The organism is Stenotrophomonas sp. 63632_Sma, assembly GCF_056482875.1.
Genome location: NZ_CM151220.1, coordinates 54,431 through 78,757, shown reverse-complemented (window position 1 = coordinate 78,757; position 24,327 = coordinate 54,431). Strand labels below are relative to the sequence as shown.

Below are 24,327 nucleotides of genomic sequence, written 5' to 3'. Positions count from 1 at the left end.
ACTGGCGTCGCGACATGCCGCGTGACTCCATCAATGGTTTGGCCAGCTCCAACGCACGCCTCTGGAACGCTGGATCCTCATCCGCGTGCTGGACCAGGAGGAAGGCCCTAGAGACACCATCAATGCCCGCCATGTCCCGCGTCGGAAAGCCTACGCCTTCGAATACCTGCTTGATCCTTCACAGGCCTTCTCGATCGGAGGCAGCGATCTCCTCCTTGAGCAGCTCGACCTTTGCTGAAACGCCCTTGCTGCGGGCAGCGCTCAGCGCTGCCCGCAAGGATTGATCGGGCTGGATCAGCTCACCGAGCAGCGTCCGGATGTCGGGCCAGGTGTACGTCGCCGGTGGCTGTGACAAGGTCACTTCGTAATCGATGCCGCCCGAGGCCAGGTCCTCCTCAAGGCTGGGCAGACCGTAGAAGTCACGGAAGAACAGCAGGGAGCCCAACGAGGCTACTGGCGGATCAACCGTAGCCACATCATCGAGCTGCTGCTGCAGGGTGCCGTACAGTTGGCTGGAATTGTGGGAAGCATGGATGCGATCCGCAAGCCGTGCATAGATTGCAGGACGGATGTCATCGCCGACTTGCTGATCAAGAACGCGAAGCATGTACTTCTGGAACTCGCAATCCAGGCCAGAGCGCTCCAGCAGCTTGCCGGCCGCATCAATCAGGGCTGGCCCCGAGGTGCGATAGGTGGGCCAGCCCTGCTCGACCAGCACCGCCTTGAATGCATCCAGTTCATCGCGAAGCAGCATTCGGCCATCAGAGTTTCTCTGGAGCTCCAGTATCTGGTCGCATGAGTGCTCCGGGTAAGGGCTTTTTCCATCAAGGCCGATGTCAAAAGTGCTTGCTTCCATGCAGAAGGGTGCGAAAGCCAGCAGTAGCGCAAGGACACTGGCCAAGCGACTGAAGGGTCTGCCGAGGCTGATCATCGTGCAGGGAGTGCGAACTCCGTTGTGATCTTCCATGTGGCGTTTCTGCCCGGTGGGCCGAGTATGCAGCTCCCACGCGCCAACCGCAGCGGTTCATTCCGCGCATCGCCGATCTTTACGCATCTGCTGCAACAGCGCCCTGAACACCTGCAAGCACGCGCGCCCGGTCGGCCACCCCAGCAACATGCAACACCCGAGTGTGCGGCAGCTCCAGCGTAGAGTGCTGGGCAATGGCGCAGAACGCCGACACCTCCGCCAGGGTGTCGCGATCATGCCAGGTGGTCATCACGAAGTCGGCGCACTCGACCTCCGGCGATGCCATGTCCACCGCATCATCCCAACCGCTGCACTCGATGCCCCAGGCCATCATGTAGCGGCAACCGCTGCGCACCAGCCAATCGCTCATCGGCGCCTGCCAGTCCGCCTCCACGGCGGCTTCGACAGCAACAATGGCCCGGCAAGGGGAGCAGGCCCGTTCGGGCGGTGTGGCGCCCGGCGGCAGCCACAGGTATTCAGCGGTGCCGTCCATGCCCACCCCATCCTCTGTTCGCATGCGCCGAGGATAGCTGCCGGCCAGCGGCCGGCACCGCCGCCGCGTCAGCCGCGCGGACCGCCCATCACCGGCAGGATCACCCCGCTGATGTAACTGGCACAGACCGGCGAAGCCAGGAACACATAGGCGGGCGACAGTTCTTCGGGTTGTGCGGGCCGCCCCATGTCACTGTCCTTGCCGAACTCCGCAACATCTTCGGCCTGCTTGTCGGCGGGGTTCAACGGCGTCCACACCGGCCCCGGCGCCACGCAGTTGACCCGGATGCCACGTGGCAGCAGCTGGCTGGCCAGCGCCTTGGTGAACGCATGGATCGCGCCCTTGGTGGCCGAGTAGTCGATCAGCGCCTTGCTGCCGAAGATTCCCGTTTCCGATCCTGTGTTGATGATGCTGGCGCCCTCGCCCAGATGCGGCAGCACCGCGCGCGCCATCTGGATGTACCCGCCGATGTTGGTCTGCAGGGTCTCCTGCAGGTGCGCGTCTTCCAGGTCTTCCAGCCGCTCGCAGTGCAGCTGGAACGCGGCGTTGTTGACCAGGATGTCGATGCCGCCGAACGCCTTGGCCGCCTGCTTCACCGCATTGTTGCAGAAGCGCGGATCGCGCACGTCACCGGCGATCACCACGCAGCGACCGCCTTCGCGCTCCACGTGCTGGCGGGTGATGTCCGCGTCCTCGGCCTCGTCCAGGTGCAGCACGGCCACGTCGGCACCTTCGCGTGCGAACAGCACCGCCACCGCGCGGCCGATGCCGGAATCGCCACCGGTGACGATCGCACGCATGCCCTGCAGTTTGCCGCTGCCGGTGTAGTCCGGTGCAAGGAAACGCGGCGCCAGCTCCAGTTCGTGCTCATGCCCGGGCTTGGCCAGCTGCTGCGCCGGCATCGCCTCCGGCTGGCGTCGTGCTCCGGCCTGGGTCGCGGCCTTCTTTGTTGCCTTCTTGGTTGCCTTCTTCGCCGCGCGCACATCCTTGGCCTTTTCCTGGTCCTGCAGGCGCCGCTGCCGGGCCGCGACGCGCGCTGCCCGCGGATCGCTGGCAGCCGCCTTGCGGGTTGCGGTCTTAACCACGCGCGGGCGATCGGGGTCGGCGACGGTCTTGGTTGCGGTGCTGCCTTTGCGCACCTTCGACGATGCCTTGCGGCGGGCGGGGGTCTTCTTGGCGGTGGCCATGCAGGTCTCCTCGGGGGGAATGGGGTTGCCGGCCAGCGGCCGGCACTACCCGGGGCGGCATCCGCCGCGCCTGCAGTGTCTCCACCTATGCTGTTGGCGGCAGTGAGCGCACCGTGTCCACGATGTGCACGGTATTCATTCCGCCACCACGTGCGACGTCGCACGCTGCACGCAACCACACAAGGAACGCCACCATGAAACATGCCATCGCTACCACCGCCGTCTGCTTCGCCCTCGCCGCCTGCAGCAGCACACCGATGGCCCAGGTGCAGCCGATCGACGGTGTGATTTCCGGGCAGTGCCACAGCGACATGGTGCGCGGCGCACTGGGCTTGGCCGCTTCGGATGCCACCGTGGCCCGCGCACGCGTGGACAGCGACAGCCTGCATGTGCGGGTGCTGCGCCATGACGGTCCGCGGGTACCGCCGGCCAGCGAAGGCGGCGACCGCCTGACCATCGAAAAGGGCCGCACCAACAACATCACCGCAATCTACTGCGGCTGAGCCGGCGCGCCCTGCGCAGCACGCGCAGGGTGGCCTGTTCCCACTGGCGCGGCCCACGCAGGCCGGCCAGCTTCGCCAGTTCGCCGCGCTCCCAGCCGGCGAACACGCACGGGTCGATGTAGGCCTTGCGGCACACCGCCGGGGTATTGCCCAGCAGCGATGCCACTTCACACACCACCGCGCGCTGCGCCTGGGCCAGCGCGCGCTGGCTGGCCGGTTCCGGCAGCTCGGTGGCGGCGAACGCCTGCACCGCCGCGACGGTGCCGCCCCAGGTGCGGAAATCCTTGGCGGTGAAGTCCTCGCCCATCACCTCGCGCAGGTAGTCGTTCACCGCGCCGGATTCCACCGGCTGCAGCGCACCGTCATCATCGCGGTACTGGAACAGCGCCTGCCCCGGCAGCTGCTGCAGGCGCCGCACCAGCAGCCCCAGCCTGCGGTCGCCCACGGTCACCTCCTGCAGCTGCCCGGACTTGCCGCGGAAGCGCATGCGCACCCGGCCGCCGCGCAGCAGCTCCAGATGGCGGTTGCGCAGCGTGGTCAGTCCGAACGAACGGTTCTGTTGTGCATAGGTTTCATTGCCGACCCGCACCAGGGTGTCCGCCAACAGCGCCACCACCATGGCCAGCACCTTTTCCTGCGGAAACCCAGGTCGCTTGAGATCCCGCGACAACCGCCGCCGCAGCGTGGGCAAGGCCTCGCCAAAGGCGATGATGCGGTCGAACTTGCCGGCGTCGCGCTCCTTGGCCCAGTCGGCGTGGTAGCGGTACTGCTTGCGTCCGCGTGCATCGCGGCCGGTGGCCTGCAGGTGGCCGTTGGCGTGGGCGCAGATCCATACGGCGGTATACGCCGGCGGAATCGCCAGCGCCCGGATGCGTTGCAGGGTGGTGGCGTCGCGTATCGCGTGGCCATCGGCATCGCGGTAGCTGAAACCCTTGCGCGGCGCGGCGCCGGCTGATGCCCGGCTGGGTATCGTCGACATAGCGCAGGCCGGCCGCGCGTGCGGCCTGTCGTTCGGGAGTAGAGGGGGTTGGCATGTCGGTAGTGTCGCCGTCGCCATGCCGCGATCCTGTCGATAACACAAGACAAACACGTGAGGGCCGGTTCGCCGCTATGCTCGGGTCTTCACAACCCCTTCCGGAGTCATGATGTCGTTCCCGATTCGCGCCCGTTCGCTCTCCGCCCTGTTGCTGCCGGCCGTGCTGGCGCTGACCGCCTGCCAGGCACCGGCGCTGGATGAACAGGATTCGGCCACGGCCCACGCCCAGCAGGCCGCCGAAGCCGCCAAGGCGCCGGCCGACGAAGCCGGCAAGGCCACCGAGGCTCCGCCGGTCGGCACCTGCGATGCCAGCCAGGTGCAGAGCCTGGTCGGCCAGACCTACACCGACGCGCTGGGCAAGCAGGCGCAGGAAGATGCCGGCGCCAACCAGGTGCGCGTGCTCAAGCCCAACGACGTGGCCACGATGGAGTTCCTCGGCGACCGCCTGAACATCGAAGTGGACGCCAAGGGCGCCGTCAGCGGCGCGCGCTGCGGCTGAGTCCGGCCCCGCGCCGGCACTGGGTTGCCGGCGCGTTCTGTTGCACCTGCAACCGTGTATTGCGGCGTTGCAGCAACCTGTGATCTAGTCGAGGCATCCGGTGGCCTCACGATGCGCTCCAGGGATTGAGCGGGCTTGAGTGTCCCCGTTCAATTCATTCCGCATCGAGGTAGAGATGGCCCCCCGCAACCGCCAAGGGCTTTACGACCCGCGCTCCGAGCGCGATGCCTGTGGATTTGGCATGGTCGCCCAGCTCGACGATCAACCATCGCGCCTGTTGGTTGATACCGCCATCGCCGCGCTTTCGCGCATGACCCATCGTGGCGGTGTCGCCGCCGATGGCCTGACCGGCGATGGCTGCGGCCTGCTGCTGCGCCGCCCCGATGCGTTCCTGAAACTGCTGGCCAGCGAAGCCGGCATCGCGGTCGCTGCGCGTTTCGCCGCCGGCCTGGTGTTCCTGCCGCACGACGCCGACGCGGCGCAGGCCTGCCGCGCGCAGCTGCAGGCGCAGGTGGAAGCGGTCGGCTGCAAGGTCGCCGGCTGGCGCGAGGTGCCCACCGATGACAGCGTCTGCGGCCAGCTGGCGCGCGACACGCTGCCGCGCATCGAGCAGGTGTTCGTCGACGCCGGCATCGGCCAGGACGATGCCGGCTTCGCGCTGGCGCTGTTCCTGGCCCGTCGCCGCAGCGAACAGCAGCTGCGCGAACACGCCGACTTCTACGTCACCACCCTCACCCCGGATGCGATCAGCTACAAGGGCATGGTGCTGCCGGACAAGCTCAGCCGTTTCTTCCCGGACCTGCAGCGCCGCGAGCTGGCCTCCAGCGCGATCGTGTTCCACCAGCGCTTCTCCACCAACACACTGCCGCGCTGGCCGCTGGCGCATCCGTTCCGCATGCTCGCCCACAATGGCGAGATCAACACCATCGAAGGCAACCGGCGCTGGGCGCAGGCGCGCAGCAAGGTGTGGAAGACGCCGCGCTTCGACATCGGTGAATTCGACCCCGTCATCTCCATGCACGGCTCTGACTCGCAGAGCCTGGACAACATGCTGGAGCTGATGGTGGCCGGTGGCATGGAGCTGATCCAGGCGCTGCGCATCCTGGTGCCGCCGGCCACCCAGTCGCTGGAATTCAAGGATCCGGACCTGGCGGCCTTCTACGAGTTCCATGGGCTCAACAGCGAGCCGTGGGATGGCCCGGCCGGCATCGTCGCCTGCGACAGCCGCTATGCGGTGTGCACCTTGGACCGCAACGGCCTGCGTCCGGCGCGCTGGATGCTGACCGCCGACCGCCACTTCCTGGTCGCCTCCGAAGCGGGTGTGTGGGAAGTGCCGACCGAGCGCGTGGTGCGCAAGGGCAAGCTCGGCCCCGGCGAAATGGTGGCCATCGATCTCAAGCGCGGTGACCTGCTCGACTCCGATGCGGTGGATCGCATCAACCGCGGTCGCGCGCCGTACAAGCAATGGCTGCAGCAGGGCGTGACCTACCTGCAGACCGAACTGATCGATCCCTCGCTGGTGGAGGAACCCTTCGACGAAGGCACGCTGCGCAGCTACCACAAGCTCTACCAGCTCAGCAGCGAGGAAGTGGAGCAGGTGCTGCGACCGCTGGCCGAGACCGAGCAGGAAGCCACTGGCTCGATGGGCGACGACACGCCGATGGCGGTGCTGAGCCAGCGCAGCCGCCCGCTGTACGACTACTTCCGCCAGGCCTTCGCGCAGGTCACCAACCCGCCGATCGATCCGCTGCGCGAAGACTGCGCGATGTCGCTGTCCACCCAGCTCGGCAGGGAGACCAACATCTTCCACGCCGGCCCGGAGACGGTGAACCACGTCATCCTCAACTCGCCGGTACTGAGCCAGCGCAAGCTGCGCCAGCTGCTGAAGATGGACCAGTACGTGCAGGCCAACCGCCTGCTGGACCTGTCCTACAGCGAAGACGAGGGCCTGCGTGCCGGCATCGAGCGTATCTGTGCCGAGGCCGAACAGGCCGCGCGCGAGGGTATGGTGATGCTGCTGCTGTCTGACCGCTACCCGGTGGCCGGGCGGCCGATGGTGCATGCCCTGCTCGCTACCAGCGCCATCCACCACCACCTCTCACGGCTGGGCCTGCGCTGCGACGTGAATCTCATCGTCGAGACCGGCACCGCGCGCGACCCGCACCACATGGCCTGCCTGCTCGGCTTCGGCGCCACGGCGGTGTATCCGTACCTGGCCTACCAGACCCTGTTCGATCTGGGCCGACGCGGCATCCTCAAGCTCAGCAAGGGCGGTGAGCAGTCGCAGATCGGCCGCCGCTACCGCAAGGGCGTGTACAAGGGCCTGTCGAAGATCATCTCGAAGATGGGCATCTGTACCGTGGCCAGCTACCGCGGCGCGCAGCTGTTCGAGATCATCGGCCTGGAACCGGAAGTCGTGGACCTGTGCTTCCCGGATACCGCTTCGCGCATCGGTGGTGCCGGTTTCGCGCGCCTGGATGCCGACGCACGCGAGCTGTGTGCGCAGGCCTGGGATGCGCAGCAGGACGTGGATGTCGGCGGCCTGTTGAAGTACGTGCACGGCGGCGAGTACCACATGTACAACCCGGACGTGGTGACCACCCTGCAGCGCGCGGCGCGCAGCGGCGATCCGCGTGCCTGGCAGCAGTACTGCGATGCCGTGCACGCGCGTCCGCCGTCGGCACTGCGCGACCTGCTGGAACTGGTGCCGGCCGCTGCGCCGACACCACTCGATGACGTGGCGCCGGCCAGCGAACTGTTCCCGCGCTTCGATACCGCGGCGATCAGCCTGGGTGCACTGTCACCTGAGGCACACGAGGCGCTGGCGATTGCGATGAACCGCCTCGGTGGTCGCAGCAATTCCGGCGAAGGCGGTGAGGATCCCGCCCGCTATGGCACCGCCAAGCGCAGCAAGATCAAGCAGGTGGCCTCGGGCCGCTTCGGCGTCACCGCCGAATACCTGGTCAATGCCGAAGTGCTGCAGATCAAGGTCGCGCAGGGCGCCAAGCCCGGCGAAGGCGGCCAGCTGCCCGGGCACAAGGTCAACGAGCTGATCGCGCGGCTGCGCTACGCGCGTCCAGGCATCGGCCTGATCTCGCCGCCGCCGCACCACGACATCTATTCGATCGAGGACCTGGCGCAGCTGATCTACGACCTCAAGCAGGTCAACCCGACCGCGCTGGTGTCGGTGAAGCTGGTCAGCCATGCCGGCGTCGGCACGATTGCCGCGGGCGTGGTCAAGGCCGGAGCGGACCTGATCACCATCTCTGGCCATGACGGCGGCACCGGTGCCTCGCCGGTCAGCTCGATCCGCTATGCCGGCGTACCGTGGGAACTGGGCGTGGCCGAAGCGCACCAGGCGCTGCTGGCCAACGACCTGCGCGGGCGTACCCTGCTGCAGACCGACGGCGGCCTGAAGACCGGCCTGGACGTGGTCAAGGCCGCGCTGCTGGGCGCGGACAGCTTCGGCTTCGGCACCGCACCGATGATCGTGCTGGGCTGCAAGTACCTGCGCATCTGCCACCTCAACAACTGCGCCACCGGCGTGGCCACCCAGGACGAGCGCCTGCGCGAGAACCACTTCACCGGCCAGCCCGAGCGCGTGGAGAACTTCTTCCGCCTGCTGGCCGAGGAAGTGCGTGGCTGGCTGTCCTACCTGGGCGCACGTTCGCTGGAAGAAATCGTGGGCCGCACCGACCTGCTGCGGCAGATCGAGGCGGCGCCGCGCGACGGCGTGCGCGTGGACCTGTCACGCCTGCTGGCCGATGCCCGCTACGAGGGCAGTCACTGTGCCGCGCAGCGCCTGTACGAATCGCCGGACAGCCTGGCCACGCAGATGGACGGCCTGCTGGCCCCGGCCATCGAACACAAGCGCGGTGGCGAACACCGCTTCCTTATCCACAACACCGACCGCAGCATCGGCACCCGCCTGGCCGGTGCGGTGGCACGTGCACACGGCAACCAGGGCATGGCCGAGGCGCCGCTGGAACTGCGTTTCCGCGGCAGTGCCGGGCAGAGCTTCGGCGCGTTCAACGTCGGTGGCCTGCACCTGGAAGTGGAAGGCGAAGCCAACGACTACGTCGGCAAGGGCATGGCCGGCGGCCGCCTGGTGGTGCGTCCGCCGCGCGGCGCCCGCTTCGAGGCACGCAGCACCGCGATCATCGGCAACACCTGCCTGTACGGTGCCACCGGCGGTGAACTGTTCGCTGCCGGTCGTGCCGGCGAACGCTTCGCCGTGCGCAATTCCGGCGCGCTGGCGGTGGTGGAAGGCGCCGGTGACCACTGCTGCGAGTACATGACCGATGGCGTGGTGCTGGTACTGGGCAAGGTCGGCCTGAACTTCGGTGCCGGCTTCACCGGTGGCCTGGCCTACGTGCTGGACGTCGACCGCGACTTCGTCGACCGCTACAACCACGAGCTGATCGACATCCATCGCGTGTCCGCCGAAGGCTTCGAGAACTACCGCCAGCACCTGCACCGCCTGATCGGCCGCCACCGCGAGCTGACCGGCAGCATCTGGGCGCAGCAGATCCTGGACGAGTTCCGCGACTACATCGGCAAGTTCTGGCTGGTCAAACCGAAGGCCGCCAGCATCGAGTCGCTGACCGAAACCCTGCGACGCGCCGCGTAACGGTAGTGCCGGCCGCTGGCCGGCATCCCAGGATCACGTAGTGCCGGCCGCTGGCCGGCAACGTTCCCCCCCCGCATTCCAGAGCCCGCCATGAGCCGCAAGCACGCCTTCCAGTTCCTCGACCTGCCCCGCACCATGCCGCAGCGCATTCCGGTGGAACTGCGTACGTCCGGCGACTGGGGCGAGCTGTATGGCAAGTTCGGCAAGGAGGACGCCCAGTACCAGGCCGGTCGCTGCCTGGACTGCGGCAACCCCTACTGCAGCTGGAAGTGCCCGGTGCACAACGCCATTCCGCAGTGGCTGCAGCTGGTGCAGGAGAACCGCATCCATGAAGCCGCCGCGCTGTGCCACAGCACCAACCCGCTGCCGGAAGTGTGCGGCCGGGTCTGCCCGCAGGATCGCCTGTGCGAGGGCAGCTGCACGCTGGAGGAGTTCGGTGCGGTCACCATCGGTGCGGTGGAGAAGTACATCGTCGATACCGCGCTGGCCAGCGGCTGGCGCCCTGACCTGGGCGCGGTGCAGCCCAGCGGCCACAGCGTGGCGGTGATCGGCGCCGGTCCAGCCGGCCTGGCCTGCGCCGATCGCCTCGCCCGCGCTGGCATTGCCGCCGTGGTCTACGACCGCTATGAGCAGATCGGCGGCCTGCTGCAGTTCGGCATTCCCAGCTTCAAGCTGGACAAGGACGTGATCCACCGCCGCCGCGAAGTGCTGGAGGGCATGGGCGTGCAGTTCCGCCTCGGCGTGGAGATCGGCCGTGACCTGAGCGTGCAGCAGCTGCTGGACAGCCACGACGCGGTGTTCGTCGGCACCGGCGCCTACCGCTACACCGATGGTGGCCTCGACGGCCAGGACCTGAAGGGCGTGCTGCCGGCCCTGCCGTTCCTGGTACAGAACAGCCGCATTGTGGGCGGCGATGACCCGAAGGGTCGGCCGATTGCCGGCTGGGAAGACACCATTGCCCTGCCCGACCTCAACGGCAAGCGCGTGGTGGTGCTCGGTGGCGGCGATACCGGCATGGACTGCGTGCGCAGCGCGGTGCGGCTGGGCGCGGCCAAGGTCACCTGTGCCTATCGCCGCGACGAAGCCAACATGCCCGGCAGCGCGCGCGAAGTGGCCAATGCCCGCGAAGAAGGCGTGCGCTTCCTGTTCAACCGGCAGCCGCTGTCGATCGAAGCCGGCGCCGACGATGAAGTGATCGGCGTGACCGTGGTGGAAACCCGGCTGGGCGAGCCCGATGCCAACGGCCGCCAGAACGCCGTGCCGATCGAAGGCAGTGAATCGCTGCTGGAAGCGGACGTGGTGATCATCGCCTTCGGCTTCTCACCGAGCGTGCCGGCGTGGCTGGCCGAGCTGGGCGTGGAAGGCCAGTCCAACGGACGCATCGTGGCCGGCGGCAAGGACCGCCTGCCATTCCAGACCGCGCATCCGCGCCTGTTCGCCGGTGGTGACGCGGTGCGCGGTGCTGACCTGGTGGTGACCGCCGTGGCCGAAGGCCGCGATGCCGCCGCCAGCATCGTGCGGCTACTGGCCCACTGAGTCCGGTACCAGCAATGCCGCCAGCAGCGCCCGCAGTGCGTGCGGCTCCACCGGCTTGGCCAGGAAGTGGTCGATGCCAGCCGCACGACAGGCTTCGCGGGTGCTTTCCATCACGCTGGCGGTGAGCGCGATGATCGGCACCTGCGCACGCGCCGGGCAGGCATCGGCACGGATCGCCCGTGCCAGCGCGAAGCCATCCATGCCCGGCATGTGGCAGTCGGTGATGACCAGGTCGAACGGCTGCGCCTGCCATGCTTCAAGCGCCGACCGTCCATCGGTACAGGCGTGGACCTGCAGCCCGAGCGCACACAGGTGCTGCTCCAGCAGATGCAGGTTGGTGGGATGGTCTTCAGCCATCAGCACGCGCGCCGCCGGCAATGGACGCTCGTCCGCAACCGCCGGCGCGGGCGCGGCCACGGGTGCCTCACAGGCATCCAGGTCCAGATCCAGCCACACCGTGGTGCCCTTCCCGGGTGAGCTGCGCAGCTGCAGCTCCGCCCCCATCGAGATCGCCAGCTCACGGCAGATCGCCAGGCCCAGCCCACTGCCGCCGAAGCGCCGCGTGGTCGAGCGCTCCGCCTGGGTATAGGCAGCGAACACCGCCTGCTGGCGCTCCTCGCTGATGCCCACGCCGCTGTCGCTTACCTGCAGGCGCAGCCGCTGGCCCCAGTCGCGTTGCTGCAGTACCTGCACCTGCAGTTCCACGTGGCCGTGCCGGGTGAACTTCAACGCGTTGCCGGCCAGGTTGAACAGGATCTGGCGCAGGCGCAGGCCATCGGCCAGCGATCCCGGCTGCATCTCCGGATCAAGCACCACCTGCAGGTGCAGGCCTCGGCTGGCGGCCACCGGCATCAGCAGCTGCTGCACCGCGCGCACCAGTGCCGCCAGGTCGGTGGGCCGCAGCTGCAGTGGTGCGCCCTCCAGGCGTTGGCTGTGCAGTACATCGTCGAGGATCTGCCGCAGCATCCGCGCGGCATCATCGACGGTGGCCAGCACCTGCTGCTGGCGCGCCTCCAGCCTGCTGCCCGCCAGCCGTTCGAGCATGCCCAGCAGCGTGCTCATCGGGGTGCGGATCTCGTGGCTCATCGTTGCCAGGAAGTGCGCCTTGGCCTGTGCCGCCTGCTCGGCCTCGCGGCGCGCTTCGGCCAGCGCGCGGGTACGTGACTGCACCTCACTGACGTCGATCCAGTAGCCGCTCCACTCGACGTCGCTGTCGTCGCAGGACAACGGCCGCCCATGCGAGCGCACCCATCGCCAGCCCTGTGGCGAGCGGGTGCGGAAGGTGACGTCGATCGGGCCACGCGCCAATGCGGCCATCTCGACGCAGGCCATCACCTGGTTGCGGTCATCCGGGTGGACCGCGGCCAACAACCGCTGGTGATCGATCCGCGCGGTCTCCACGCTGATTCCGAACAGGGCCTGCACGTCCCCGGCGATCTGCGGAAAGCTGTAGTGGCCGCCCGCCGAACGACGCGCCTGGTAGACCACCGCCGGCAGGTTCGCGGTCACCTCCTGCAGGCGCTGCTCCACCCCTCGGCGGCGCACGCTCTCGCGATGGACCCGCCAGTAGCCGAAGGCATGGACCAGCGCCAGGGCGAGCAGGATGAGCGAGGCCGGCACCAGCCAGCGCAGGGGCGACGATGACGGAGCATTGCGCGGCCGGTCCGGCAGCCAGGCCGCGCGGATCTGATCGCGTTCGGTGTCGGTCAGCTGCGACAGCGCCTGTTCGAAGCCGGCGATGACATCGGCGCAGGCGGGCGTGGTCGCCAGCACCAGGGCATCATCGAAACCGGCCGGCGCGGCGATCAGCAGTGCATCGCCCTGGTAGCGGCGCAACGCCGCCTCGACGTCGCCGAGGTTGGCGACCACCGCATCGACCAATCCGGTACCCAGCAGCGGGAGTGCATCGTCCAGCGCTGCCGGAGGCAGCAGCTGTGCACCCGCTGCCTGCTCGGCCAGCAGCCCCTGCAGCGGCACCCGGCTGGGGCTGGCCACAATGCGTCCACGTAGATCTTCCAGGCCCAGCACCGGCGGCGCATCCTCCCGGCGCACGATCACCTGTGGCAGCTGCAGGTAGGGCGTGCTGACCACCCATCCGGCAGGCAGTTGCGAGCGTGGCCATCCCAGCAGCGCCTGGGTGCCGGCCGGCAGCTCGTCCCGGTCCACGCTGGTGGCCGGCACGGGCAACAGCTGCAGTGGCCGTTGCCCGCCCAGCAGCTTCAGGTACGCCGCGCCGAGCCCCCGGGCTTCGCCCTGTTCGCTGGACGACAAAGGAGCACGGTCGGACGGCCAGGCGATGCGCAGCGGTGTGCTGCAGCCCGTGGCGGAGGCCGCGGCAGGCAGCAGCAGGCTGGACATGACAGCAATGGCTGCCGGGAAGCCGGCGACATTCACGGTAGGCATCCTCATCTCGCGGGCGGAAGGAACGGCCGCGCTGCGGTACCGCTGCCTGCCACGCTATCGACGCCCGGGCCGACGGCAATGAAGAAAGTTGTAAAAGCATCCAGATGGGGGAATGCCGACATACACTGCCGCCTTCACCCGTACCTGCGGAGCGTTCGATGCGCATCGGCCTGGCTGCCAACCGTCTTCATCACCACGACGCGCGCGCTGCGCTGTTCCGTTGGCTGCGCAGCAGCGAGGCCGGCCTGCGCGAGCTGGGCGTGTCGCTGCATGCGGTCGGCCGCACCCATGACGCGATCGAACGGCAGGGCTTCCTGACCGGGTACGCGGGCCTGCACCGTTATCCCTACGGACGCGAGGGTGGCCTGATGAAGCTGGTCGCCGAAGTCGTTGGCATGGGTCCGGATCGGACACTGGATGGCGCGATCTACCTGATCGACCCCGTCGATCCATCCTCGGTGTTTCCGGAAGCCACGGCACTGAAACGGCAGTGCGTGATCCACGGCAAGCCGTTCATTTCGACCGTGGCCACCGCACGCGACTGGGTGGAGGTGGAGCGCGTCCACGCCGGGCTGGCAGCCGATGCCGGCGCCGACGACCTGCATGCGTTCGAAGGCCAGACGCTGGCGCTGATCGCGCACGATGCGATGAAGCCGGCGATGCTGGCCTTCGCCGATGAGCACTTCGATGTGCTGGCCCGGTTCGGTGAGCGGGTGGCCACCGGGACCACCGGCCAGCGTTTGAACGAGCTGGCCTGGAGCCGGGGCTGGCCGCGTGATACGCCGTGGGTGACGCGCTACCAGAGCGGTCCGATGGGCGGTGATGCGCAGATTGCCGACCGGGTGCTGGAGGGGCGTTGCCAGCGCGCGATCTTCTTCGAGGATCCGCATGTGGCGCGCCAGCATGAGGCGGATATCCAGCTGCTGGAGCGCGCGGTGACGACGGTGACCGATCAGGCGGTGTGCATTACGGCGCCGCGGGTGGCGGCGCGGTGGGCGGCGGCGGCGGCGTTGCGGGCGGGGTGAGGGTTTCGGCCAACGGCTGAGCCCCTCGTGGTGGGTCGTTCAGATCAGAAGCCGTGCTTGGCCGGGTGGGGTGGATTGCGCAGGGGTCGCTGCAAGTCCCCCTCCGGGGCCCGGCCCAGCCGCTGGCGGCTGTGCGTTCAGGCGCTTGCGAAGCAGTGCTTCGCAAGCAAAGCGCCTTCACCCTTGTAAGCTCGATGGCGCCATCCATGGCGCCAACGCCCCTGCATGGCTCACCCGCCCGGCCTCAGACAGTTTCCGTGCGTGTCCAGCCACGGAAGAGAGAAAGAAGAGCAAGAGCGGAAGCGGGTCGCGCGCTGTGTGCGCTTCTGTAGAGTCGAGCTTGCTCGACTGCTCAGCACGCGGTCTTGAGTGAAGCCCCTTCTGTTGAAGGGGCGCGCCGAAGGCGGGGGTAGAGGAAGAATGCGTGGGCAACTGCTGTAGCGCGGGCGCTACAGCAGTTGCCGGAGCATGGCCTTCAGGCGTCGCCCTTCCAGCTGGAAGTAATCGCGCTGTTCGCGCCAGGCGGGGAAGCGTTGTTCCACTTCGTGCCAGAACGCGGGTGAGTGATTCGGCTGGATCAGGTGGCAGAGTTCGTGCACCAGCACGTACTCGAACGCCTCGGATCGGCCCAGCACCAGGGCCAGGTCCAGTGCCATGCTGCCGTCCGGGGCAAGTGAGCCCCACTGCGAGGACATCACCTTCAGGCGCAGGCGGCTGGGTGCGCGCGGCAGGGTGGGCAGGTACTTCGGCAGCCATCGGCCGACGTCGGCGCGGGTCTGGGCTTCGTAGAACTCGCGCAGCAGGCGGCGCAGGGTGGCATCACCGCCGCGGGTCGGCCACTGCACGCAGGCGCCGTGCGCGTCGATCTCCAGGCGCGCGTAGCGGCCTTCCTGCCAGCGCAGTGGCAGCAGTTCACCGCGCAGTGGCAGCACACCGTCTTCGCCGGGCTGCAGCGGTGCCGGCAGGCCCTGGCCCTGGTACTGGCGCAGCTGCAATGCCAACCAGTCGCGGTGTTGTTCCAGGAAGCGTTCGCCCATCACCAGGCTTGCGCGCGGTGGCAGGGTCAAACGTGCGCCGCGTTCGTCCACGCTCAGCTTGATGCGGCGCGCACGTGGATCGCGCACGCGCAGCACCTCGATCTCGGCATCCTCCAGGCGCAGGCGAACGGTGTCGCGCTGTACGGTGGCGGGCGGGGTCGGGCTGATCAGGCGGCGCAGCAGACGGCTCATGCGCCCAGCATAGCGCCGCTTCGGGCCGCCGGATGACCGGCGGCCGTCGGGCTGCCTGTTCAGTCAGCCTTGCTGAGCTTGAAGGCTTCTTCCAGCAACAGGAACAGGCGGCGGATCTCGGCGCTCTGCAGGGCGAAGCGGGCGTCGAACTCGGCGCGGCGGCCGTCTTCGTCGGCATGCTCCAGCTGGTCCAGGGCGCCGTCGAGGAACTTCAGCTTGCGCACGATCAGGTCGTCGCCGATGACGAAGGACAGGTTGTCTTCGAAGATCAGCGCCAGCTTGGTCACCTGCTTGCCCGCGTCCAGGTGCTTGTCGATCTCGTCGCAGCGCAGTTCCTGGTGCTGGCACTTGACCACCGCGCCACCTTCCACCGGGTCCTTCATCTCGCACTCTTCGCCCAGGCTCAGCCCGGTCGGCAGCGGCTCGCCGGCGATCCAGCCGGTCAGGATCGAGCGCGGCGCGACTTCGGCATTCAGCGGCATCGCCGGGAAGCTGCCGAGCAGGCCGCGGATGTCGGACATGAAGTACTCGCCGGTCTTGCGGCTGGAGGTATCCACCGCCACGTAGCCGTGCTGCAGGTCGATGAAGGCGTCGTTGCGCGAGGACTTCACGAAGGCGCGCGGCAGCAGTTCATGCAGCAGGTCGTCCTTCATGCGCTTGCGCTCGCGGCCACCCGGGCGGCGGCCTTCCTTCTCCTCGATCTCCTCCAGCTTGCGCTCGAGCAGGTCGTTGACCACCGCCGCCGGCAGGATCTTGTCCTCGCCGCCCACGGTCAGCCACAGATGTTCGGCGATGCGGTGGGAGAGCAGTTCCTTCTCCTCGCGGCCGAACGGCGAGATGAAGCCGCGCGAATTCATTTCCAGTGCGCCGACCGGCTTCAGCAGCGCGTGCGGCAGCAGGGTGTCGACTTCGGAAAAATCGGTGGTGGTCGGGAAACGGAAGAACGTCAGGTTGCGAAAGAACATGGAATTCCGGATGGCAAAGAGGAAGGGCGACCGACCTTAAACGGTGGGCGTCTCGGGATCTGCGTCGGCGTCGGCCGGGGAACCGGCCAGCCAGGCATGGGCGTCGGGCAGCGGCGCGTCGTCGCGACGGCCCAGCGCCATGAAGTCGAACAGGGTGGTGTCGGCCAGCTGCGAGGGCCGGACTTCGCCCATGGCACGCGCGATCTGCTCGATGCGGCCCGGGTGGTCCTTTTCCCACTGCTTCAGCATCAGGCCGACCTGGCGGCGCTGCAGGTTCTCCTGGCTGCCGCACAGGTTGCAGGGAATGATCGGGAACTGGCGGGCCTGTGCGTACTCGACGATGTCGCTTTCGCGCACGTAGGCCAGCGGCCGGATCACCACGTGCTTGCCGTCATCGCTGCGCAGCTTCGGCGGCATGCCCGACAGCTTGGCGTGGTGGAACAGGTTCATGAAGAACGTGGCCACCATGTCGTCGCGGTGGTGGCCCAGCGCGATCTTGGTGAAGCCATGGAGTTCGGCGTAGTTGTACAGCGCGCCACGACGCAGCCGCGAGCACAGCGAACACATGGTCTTGCCTTCCGGGATGACCCGGCTGACCACCGAATAGGTGTCCTGCTCGATGATGTGATACGGCACGCCCAGGCCTGCCAGATATTCCGGCAGTACGTGCTCGGGGAAGTCCGGCTGCTTCTGGTCCAGGTTCACCGCCACCAGCTCGAACGGCACCGGCGCCTTCTTCTGCAGCTGCAGCAGCACGTCCAGCAGGGTGTAGCTGTCCTTGCCGCCGGACAGGCAGACCATGACCTTGTCGCCGGCCTCGATCATGCCGAAGTCGGCAATCGCCTCGCCGACCTGGCGGCGCAGGCGCTTGGCCAGCTTGTGCTGCTCGCGCTCGGCCACGCGCGGATCACGGGCGACGCGCGGCTGGGGATCGGGAAGGGAAATCACGGCACTCATGGGTTCCATTCTAACGGCTCGGAGCGGCCACGGCCGGGGGTCGGGATTCCCCTCTCCCGGCAGTCATCATCGCTGTGTATGCTCGGAGGCTGTGGACACCTACAGCCCCGCCGAGATCGTCGAGCACCTCGCCGCCCTGCGCGCCGAGCACCGCCTGCTGGATGAACAGATCACCCGCATGGCCGCCAATGGCGAGGACGAGCTGGAAGCCAAGCGCCTGAAGCGGCGCAAGCTTCAGCTGAAGGACTGCATCGCCAGGCTGGAAAGCCTGCAGATTCCCGACGAACCGGCCTGAGCGGTGGCCCATCCACGCATGGCGTGGATCTACTGCTTCGCCCCGGTAGATGCCAACCTTGGTTGGCATGCCGTTCGCCGGGCACGGCCCGGCGCTGCCTTCAATCCTGCGGCGCAGGCTCGTCCGGACGGGCCGCTTCCGGGCTGACCCGCTCGATGGTGTGGCGCAATTCGCGGCCGAGGATGAACTTGGCATCCTTGGCCCAGGCGTCCAGGCGTTCGTCGAACAGCAGCTTGCTGTTCTCGTCCGGCCACACCAGGCGCAGCTCGCGCAGCTTCTGGATGAAGCCACGGAACAGGGATTTGTCGAAGAACTCCGGTGCCGCCGGTGCGTACAGCAGGCTCAGCCGTTGCGCGGCCTGCTGGCACAGGCTTTCCAGCTCGGCCGCGCCGAGCACGCCCGGACCGTTCTTCACCAGCACCGAGATGGCGATGTAATAGCGCTCGAACGCCTGCTGCAGCGAATGGCCGATCGCACGCAGGCGGAACACCTCGTCGGTCTGCCCGGTGTTGCGCGCCAGGATGCCGCCATCGTCATCGTTGACGTTCTGCAGCAGGCCCTCACGCACGAACACATCGATGGTCCGGTCGATGCGCTGGGCGAACTCGTCCTCGCTCCACGGCAGGAACAGCTCGGCCTGCAGGAACGGGTATACCGTACGGCCCAGCTGGACCAGGCCGGTGCGGCTCATGCGGCGGTTGTTCTGGAAGCAGCAGGCCACCCACGACGAGGCGGTGAACAGGTGCACCACGTTGTTGCGGAAGTAGCTGAGCAGCACCGCGGTGTCGCCGCTGACGCTGAGCACATCGCCCAGCGGGTGCTTGATGCGGGTGAGGACGTTGATTTCCTCGGCGTGGGCGATGATCCGCTCCGGCGAGTGCGGGGTCACCGTCACCCGGTCCGAGTACGGCATCTCGACCAGCAGGGTCTTGCACAGCTCGATCTGCGCGATCAGGTCGGCCTCGCCCATCGCGTGCTTCGGCGTGGACAGCAGGGCCAGCGCCAGCAGGTTGATCGGGTTGACGTCGGCGGCGCCGTTGATGCGCACCTGGATGCGTTCGGCCAGCGTATCCACCGTGGTCGACAGCCACGCCGGCTTCTCGTCCTCGGAGACCGCCTCGCCCTTCCACTCCGGCGCCTTCTCGGCGAGCACGTCGTTCAGTGCGATCGGTTCGCCGAAGTTCACCACCACCTGGCCGTAGTTCTGCTTGAGCACCTTGGGGATGCCCCACAGCAGCGACCAGATCGATTCCTTTTCCTTCGGCCGGCCGGACAGTTCGTCCAGGTAGCTGCCGCCCTCCATCAGCTTCTCATAGCCGATGTAGATGGGCTGGAACAGCACCGGCTTGCGCGGCTGGCGCAGGAACGCGCGCAGCGTCATCGAGATCATGCCGCCCTTGGGCTGCAGCAGTCGGCCGGTACGCGAGCGGCCGCCTTCGACGAAGTACTCCAGCGAGTAGCCACCGGCCACCAGCTGCGCGACGTATTCGCTGAGCACCGCCGAGTACAGCGCGTTGCCACGGATCGAGCGGCGGATGAAGAACGCACCGCCCTTGCGCAGCAGGGTGCCGACCACCGGCAGGTTCAGGTTGATGCCGGCCACGATGTGCGGCGGCACGATGCCACGGTCGTACAGCAGGTAGGACAGCAGCAGGTAGTCCATGTGGCTGCGGTGGCTGGGCACGTAGACCACTTCGTGGCCCGGCGCGGCGGCCTTGAACTTGTCCAGGTGGTGCACCAGCACGCCCGCATAGATGCGGTTCCACACGTGGCTGAGCATGAAGCTGGCCGAGCGCACCACCGGGCTGGAATAGTCCGCGGCGATTTCCCAGGCGTAGGCGTGCGCCTTCTTCCAGGCATCGGCCGGCTTCGAGTTGTCGCGCTTGGCCTGTGCGGCGATCGCTTCGCGTACCGGCTCGGCGGCCAGCACCTGGTCCACCAGCAGGCGCCGGGTCGACAGGTCGGGGCCGATCACCGATTCACGGATGCGTCGGAAGTGCGTACGCAGCACGCGCTGCAGCTTGCGCACCGTGCGCTCCGGCTCCAGGCCTTCGTCCACGGTGCTGCGCAGCGAGATCGGCGGGGCAAAGCGGACGATGGTGCTGCGGCCGTTGAGCAGCACCGCCAGCAGGCGGCGGAAGCGGCCGACCAGCGCCCAGTTTTCCGAGAACAGCACGGCGAACCAGCCGCTCTGCTTGTCCGGCGCGCGGCCGACGAAGATCGACACCGGCACCAGGTGCACGTCCAGGTCATCGCGCACGCGATGAGCCTGCAGCACCTTGGCCAGCGAGTCCGAATGGGTCTTGGCGCCGCGCTGCTCGGGAATCAGCGAGTTGCTGGAGCTGCGCCGCGACAGCGCCAGGTAGGCGCGCTTGCGGCCGGTCGGGTCACCGGCCAGCGGCACCAGCGGCGATGGCAGGCCGGCCTGGCGGCAGGCCTTGTCCAGGATCAGCGCATTGGACAGGCCGTAGTCTTCCAGCACGTACATGACCGGGCGGCCATCGTTGTACTGGCCCGGGTCTTCCGGTTCGATCTTCAGCGACAGCCACGGCTCGACCAGACGGCCGAGCAGGCGAGCCCACAGCGGGCGGCGGCCAGCCGGACGCGCGTGCGCGGGCGGCGGTACCGGGTTCGGGCCGGTACCGGTCGAGGGGGACGCCGGCACCGTATCGGCGGGCGTCGACTGGGATTCTTCGCCGGGGAACGGCAGCGGGTTCTGTTTCGACATCGGCGCCATTATGGCTTAGGCGGCGGCGTTGCCGCTTCCCCACCCTCGGCGGGGGCTTCAGCCGGTGACGGCGACGCAGCGGCGCGGGCCGCGTCGGCCTTGCGCAGCAGCGCGTCGGTGTCGGCCAGGGTGCGGGTCAGGTACCAGTGGCCCTCGCGGCGGCTCAGCGGCAGCTGCAGGGTCATCTCACGCCCCGCCAGGTCGTAGTGCAGGCGTACCAGCGCATTGTCGCCCTCCACCGAGAGCAGTTCACCGCGCACGCTGCGCAGTGCGTCATCCACGCCCAACCCGTAGCTGCCCAGCACCGCCTTGAGGGTATGGATGAACGGCGCCAGCTGCTGCAGGCTGCCTTCCATGCCCGCGGCCTGCAGGCCGGCCTCATCGTCGAAGCCAACCTTGCCGGCGGCACCCACCAGCGCGGCGATCGTGCTGCGTGCACGCGCACGGTCACTGATCGGCGCGCCCTGCGCCCAGCTGGCAAGGGTTTCCACCAGGGCGATGTAATGGGCCTGCTGGCCGGGCGTATAGCCCTTCTGGTGGCGCAGGTACTGCACGCCGAAGTTGCCCATCGACTGCGCGGCCTGGCGCACGGCACCGGCCTGGCCGGCCAGCTGGCGGTCGAAGCTGCGTTGCAGTTCGGCACCGGCATTGGGCGTGCGCAGTGCGGCCAGCATCGGCAGCAGCTGGTCGCCCAGCGGCAGCTCGGTCAGCGGCCACTGGCTGTGGCCCTCGGCCCAGGCCTGCTGCAGGCGCTGGTACTGGCTGGGCGGAACCGACAGCTTTGCATAGCCGACCAGATCGTCCTCGGCCAGGCGCAGGGCCATCGCCTGCACCGCCGCAACCGGTTCGGCTGCCGGCCTGGCCGGATCGTTGGCCGGTTCACGGCACGCGGCCACGGCCAGCAGCATGACTGCCAGCCCCCATCCACGCGCAGACCTTCCTCGCACTGCCACGCTCATGCACTCGGACTCCCCGGACCGGTCCGCATCTTGCGGCCTGCGAGGTGACAGCGGCAAGCCGGGACGTCACGGTTTCCGCGGTTGCTTGTGCAAGTCACTGATCGGAATAAAAAAAGAGCCGGGATCACGAGGATCACAGGCTCTTCAAGCCGGCGCAGGGCCGGTGGACAGTGTTGTGGCACATGTCCGGTCCGAGGACCGGATGGCGGCGATCCTACGCTGCCGCTCAAGTTAAGGCAACACTTCACGTAGTGTCATATAAATCATTGATTTTATTGATTAGACTGATGCCTAGCGCCGGGGCCATGAAATCTACGGCAGGTTTTGCGGCGATTCGGGCACAACCGGTCCTTCGGCGGATGCAAAAACGCCATCCCGGGCGGGTCGGGATGGCGTTCGGGCCTGCAGACTGCGCAGCGGAATCTCAGCGCATAGCCAACGCCGACGCGATTTCCTGCTGGATGGCCCGGGCCGCGGCCTGCGGATCGGCGGCCAGGCGGATCGGGCGACCGACCACGATGGCATCGGCGCCATCGGCAAAGGCCTGGGCCACGCCAACGGTACGCTTCTGGTCATCGCCGACCGGGCCACCGGGGCGGATGCCCGGGCAGACGATCGAGAACCCGGCGCCGGTAGCGGCGCGGATCGGGCCGGCTTCCTGGCCCGAGGCGATCACGCCATCGATGCCGGCCGCCTGCGCGGCCAGCGCGCGCTCGACCACCACGTCCACCGGCTCACGGTCGATGCCCATCTGCGCCAGGTCCGGGCGGCCCATCGAGGTCAGCACGGTCACTGCCAGCAGGCGCATGTCGCTGCTGTTGGCGGCGGCGCAGGCTTCCATCATCGCCGGGTGCCAGCCGTGGATGGTGGCGTAGCTGACCGGCCACTGCGACAGGCGCTTGATCACCGCCGCGGCGGTGGCCGGGATGTCGAAGAACTTCAGGTCGACGAACACGCGCTTGTCGCGGCGGGCCAGCTCGTCCAGCACCTGGAAGTACTCGCCGGAGGCGAGCAGTTCCATGCCGATCTTGTAGAACGCCACGCTGTCGCCGAGGCGGTCGACCCACTCCAGCGCCTGCACGCGGTCCGGCACGTCCAGCGCGAAGATCAGGCGCTCGTCATCGCGCAGCGGCAGCGGCGCGCGGCTCACGGTGCGTAGTCCAGCGCAGCGCGCTTGGCGTCGTGGCGGGCCTGGCGCGACTGGCTGTAGTCGTTGTTGAACTGCGCCGGCTCGAAGCCGCCGTAGGTCGGGTTCGGCAGCATCCACCAGCGCTCGCCGAACCAGTCGTGGTACTGCTGCAGCAGCGCGTCACGACCGTCGTTGGTGTTGGCGGTCACTTCGACGAAATCGCCCAGCTGGTCGCCGAACTGCATCAGCACGCGGTATTTCTGCCCGGCCAGGCGGCGGCGGCAGTTCTTCTCGCTGCCGGCCTGCTCGCAGCCTTCGACCACGGTGCCCAGGCCAAGGAACACGCTGTCATCGGCCACCGGCAGGCCCTGCTCGCGCAGGTTGGCCAGGGTTGCGTCCTTCAGGTGCACGGCGCGGTTGGAGATGTACAGCAGGGTCACGCCCTTGGCGTTGGCGGCCTTGGCGAAATCAACCACGCCCGGAATGGCCTTGGCCTTCTTTTCGGCCACCCACTGGTCCCAGGTCAGCTCGTCGTATTCCTTGCCGTCGCGCACCAGGCGCGCCTGGTAGGGCGAGTTGTCCAGCACGGTCTCATCCACGTCCAGCACCACGGCCGGCTTCAGGCCCTTGGCCTCGTTGCCGCGTTCTTCCGGCACCAGCGCATCCCAGTGGGCTTCCTTCAGCGCGGCATCCAGGTGGTCGGCGGCGGCACGGTAGGTCTGCTCGGTGATCGCCTTGTATTCCTGCGCACGCTGCATCCACAGCACCGCATTGAGGTTGTCGTTGGCAGTGGCATCGAGCGCGCCGTCGGCCTTGGCAGCGGCGGCCGGGGCCTCCGGTGCAGCGGCTTCGGCGGCAGGCGCATCCACGCGCTTGCAGGCGGACAGGCCCAGCGCCGCGGTGGCGAGCAGGGTCAGGGACAGGGAAACGGGACGACGCATGGATTCACCGGCAATCAGATATACCGGCGCATTTTACCGGCAAAGGCGGTCCCGGGACGGCTATGCTTGGCGGTTGACCCGTTGCCCTTCCGGAGGCCGCCATGACCGATTCCACCCAGACCCCCGACGTCCCCCTGCTCGACGCCGTGCAGGCCCGCCTGCTGGGCTGCCTGGTGGAGAAGGAGGCAACCACCCCGGACACCTATCCGCTGACGGTCAACGCCGCCCAATCGGCCGCCAACCAGAAGACCGCCCGCGAGCCGGTGATGAACGTCGATGCCGGCAGCGTGCAGCACGCGCTGCGCCAGCTGGAAACACTGGGCCTGGCCCGCCAGCACTTCTCCTCCCGTGCAGACCGTTACGAGCACCGCCTGCAGGCCGCGCTGGACCTGACCCGGCAGCAGACCGTTCTGCTGGCGATGCTGCTGCTGCGTGGGCCGCAGACCCTGGGCGAACTGGTCACGCGCAGCGAGCGCCTGCACCGCTTCGCCGACGCCGACGAAGCCCGCCACGCCATCGAGCGCCTGCAGCAGCGCGCGCTGCTGGTAGTACTGCCGCGCGCCAGCGGCCAGCGCGAAGACCGCTACATGCACCTGCTGTGCGGTGAAGTGGACGGCGCGGCGCTTGCGGCCAAATACGCCAGCAGCGGCGGTGGCAGCGACGCGGCCGATCCGGGCCTGGCCGAGCGCGTGGCCCAGCTGGAAGCGGCCGTGGCCGAGCTGCAGGCGCAGCTGGCCGAACTGCGCGGCTGATGGTGGGTGCCGACCGTTGGTCGGCACTGCATCTGAATCGTGCCGACCAACGGTCGGCACCCACCGTCAGCTACTACTGTGCCGGCCAGCGGC

18 protein-coding genes and 2 pseudogenes are annotated in these 24,327 nt (G+C 68.1%); 7 read left to right on the top strand and 13 right to left on the bottom strand.

The genetic code is table 11. From position 1 onward, the window contains the following. Positions 1-34 precede the first annotated feature (34 nt). The 4 genes and pseudogenes from ACZK45_RS00335 to ACZK45_RS00320 form a co-directional block, all read right to left on the bottom strand. Positions 35-133: pseudogene (locus tag ACZK45_RS00335) on the bottom strand (DUF6624 domain-containing protein); the annotation flags it as partial. 45 nt (positions 134-178) lie between these two features. Beyond that, entirely contained in the window at positions 179-967 is a 789-nt protein-coding gene (locus ACZK45_RS00330; RefSeq protein ID WP_478445271.1) for a hypothetical protein, read from the bottom strand. 79 nt (positions 968-1,046) lie between these two features. Then, positions 1,047-1,460, bottom strand: a complete 414-nt coding sequence (locus ACZK45_RS00325) for a DUF7684 family protein (RefSeq protein WP_097048126.1) — start codon at positions 1,458-1,460, stop codon at positions 1,047-1,049. A 68-nt stretch (positions 1,461-1,528) separates the two neighbouring features. Continuing rightward, positions 1,529-2,647, bottom strand: a complete 1,119-nt coding sequence (locus tag ACZK45_RS00320) for an SDR family oxidoreductase (RefSeq protein ID WP_478445270.1) — start codon at positions 2,645-2,647, stop codon at positions 1,529-1,531. Positions 2,648-2,841: 194 nt separating this feature from the next. Here ACZK45_RS00320 and ACZK45_RS00315 point away from each other — a divergent pair, with 194 nt between their 5' ends. After that, positions 2,842-3,150: a hypothetical protein gene (locus ACZK45_RS00315; RefSeq protein WP_004153470.1), complete on the top strand. Its 309-nt coding sequence runs from the start codon at positions 2,842-2,844 to the stop codon at positions 3,148-3,150. On the opposite strand, the pseudogene ACZK45_RS00310 reads toward ACZK45_RS00315, so the two are convergent. Further along, positions 3,128-4,184, bottom strand: a pseudogene (locus ACZK45_RS00310) (DNA topoisomerase IB). The gene ACZK45_RS00315 and the pseudogene ACZK45_RS00310 sit on opposite strands and share 23 nt — an antisense overlap. Before the next feature lie 111 nt (positions 4,185-4,295). Between ACZK45_RS00310 and ACZK45_RS00305 the strand changes: the two are divergent. The 3 genes from ACZK45_RS00305 (at position 4,296) to ACZK45_RS00295 (ending at position 10,851) form a co-directional block, all read left to right on the top strand. Further along, positions 4,296-4,685 (top strand): I78 family peptidase inhibitor, encoded by a 390-nt coding sequence (locus tag ACZK45_RS00305; protein WP_004133799.1) that lies wholly within the window; start codon positions 4,296-4,298, stop codon positions 4,683-4,685. A 175-nt stretch (positions 4,686-4,860) separates the two neighbouring features. Then, positions 4,861-9,315, top strand: coding sequence for a glutamate synthase large subunit (gene gltB / locus ACZK45_RS00300; protein WP_478445269.1), 4,455 nt, complete (start codon positions 4,861-4,863; stop codon positions 9,313-9,315). Between the two features lie 90 nt (positions 9,316-9,405). After that, positions 9,406-10,851, top strand: coding sequence for an FAD-dependent oxidoreductase (locus ACZK45_RS00295; protein ID WP_478445268.1), 1,446 nt, complete (start codon positions 9,406-9,408; stop codon positions 10,849-10,851). Here the strand turns inward: ACZK45_RS00295 and ACZK45_RS00290 are convergent. Then, positions 10,837-13,245, bottom strand: coding sequence for an ATP-binding protein (locus ACZK45_RS00290; protein ID WP_478445907.1), 2,409 nt, complete (start codon positions 13,243-13,245; stop codon positions 10,837-10,839). The genes ACZK45_RS00295 and ACZK45_RS00290 overlap by 15 nt on opposite strands. 167 nt (positions 13,246-13,412) lie before the next feature. Here ACZK45_RS00290 and ACZK45_RS00285 point away from each other — a divergent pair, with 167 nt between their 5' ends. After that, the gene (locus tag ACZK45_RS00285) at positions 13,413-14,279 is read left to right on the top strand and encodes a methylglyoxal synthase (protein ID WP_049422383.1); all 867 of its coding nucleotides are present in this window, start codon (positions 13,413-13,415) and stop codon (positions 14,277-14,279) included. A gap of 449 nt (positions 14,280-14,728) precedes the next feature. On the opposite strand, the gene ACZK45_RS00280 is transcribed toward ACZK45_RS00285, so the two are convergent. The 3 genes from ACZK45_RS00280 to ttcA are packed head-to-tail and all read right to left on the bottom strand — an operon-like array spanning position 14,729 to position 17,430. After that, entirely contained in the window at positions 14,729-15,508 is a 780-nt protein-coding gene (locus tag ACZK45_RS00280) for a M48 family metallopeptidase (RefSeq protein ID WP_032128692.1), read from the bottom strand. A gap of 59 nt (positions 15,509-15,567) precedes the next feature. After that, positions 15,568-16,473 (bottom strand): recombination-associated protein RdgC, encoded by a 906-nt coding sequence (locus ACZK45_RS00275; RefSeq protein WP_005411825.1) that lies wholly within the window; start codon positions 16,471-16,473, stop codon positions 15,568-15,570. 36 nt (positions 16,474-16,509) lie between these two features. Beyond that, on the bottom strand, positions 16,510-17,430 hold the full coding sequence (ttcA, locus tag ACZK45_RS00270) for a tRNA 2-thiocytidine(32) synthetase TtcA (protein ID WP_478445267.1): 921 nt from the start codon (positions 17,428-17,430) through the stop codon (positions 16,510-16,512). 91 nt (positions 17,431-17,521) lie between these two features. On the opposite strand from ttcA, the gene ACZK45_RS00265 reads away from it, so the two are divergent. Beyond that, positions 17,522-17,725, top strand: a complete 204-nt coding sequence (locus tag ACZK45_RS00265) for a YdcH family protein (RefSeq protein WP_005421068.1) — start codon at positions 17,522-17,524, stop codon at positions 17,723-17,725. A gap of 100 nt (positions 17,726-17,825) precedes the next feature. Here ACZK45_RS00265 and plsB read toward each other — a convergent pair whose 3' ends face one another. The 4 genes from plsB to ACZK45_RS00245 form a co-directional block, all read right to left on the bottom strand. Beyond that, the gene (gene plsB / locus ACZK45_RS00260; RefSeq protein ID WP_032128690.1) at positions 17,826-20,462 is read right to left on the bottom strand and encodes a glycerol-3-phosphate 1-O-acyltransferase PlsB; all 2,637 of its coding nucleotides are present in this window, start codon (positions 20,460-20,462) and stop codon (positions 17,826-17,828) included. Further along, entirely contained in the window at positions 20,462-21,412 is a 951-nt protein-coding gene (locus ACZK45_RS00255; RefSeq protein ID WP_107432560.1) for a hypothetical protein, read from the bottom strand. The genes plsB and ACZK45_RS00255 overlap by 1 nt, the downstream gene beginning before the upstream one ends. A 424-nt stretch (positions 21,413-21,836) precedes the next feature. Then, a complete protein-coding gene (gene pyrF / locus ACZK45_RS00250; protein ID WP_478057826.1) occupies positions 21,837-22,562 on the bottom strand; it encodes an orotidine-5'-phosphate decarboxylase in 726 nt (241 codons plus the stop codon). Then, positions 22,559-23,482 carry a 5'-nucleotidase, lipoprotein e(P4) family gene (locus tag ACZK45_RS00245; RefSeq protein WP_032128687.1) on the bottom strand — a complete coding sequence of 308 codons (924 nt, stop codon included), beginning with the start codon at positions 23,480-23,482 and terminating at the stop codon, positions 22,559-22,561. The genes pyrF and ACZK45_RS00245 overlap by 4 nt, the downstream gene beginning before the upstream one ends. A gap of 101 nt (positions 23,483-23,583) precedes the next feature. Here ACZK45_RS00245 and ACZK45_RS00240 point away from each other — a divergent pair, with 101 nt between their 5' ends. Continuing rightward, positions 23,584-24,234, top strand: a complete 651-nt coding sequence (locus ACZK45_RS00240) for a YceH family protein (RefSeq protein WP_032128686.1) — start codon at positions 23,584-23,586, stop codon at positions 24,232-24,234. The last annotated feature ends 93 nt before the right edge of the window (positions 24,235-24,327 follow it).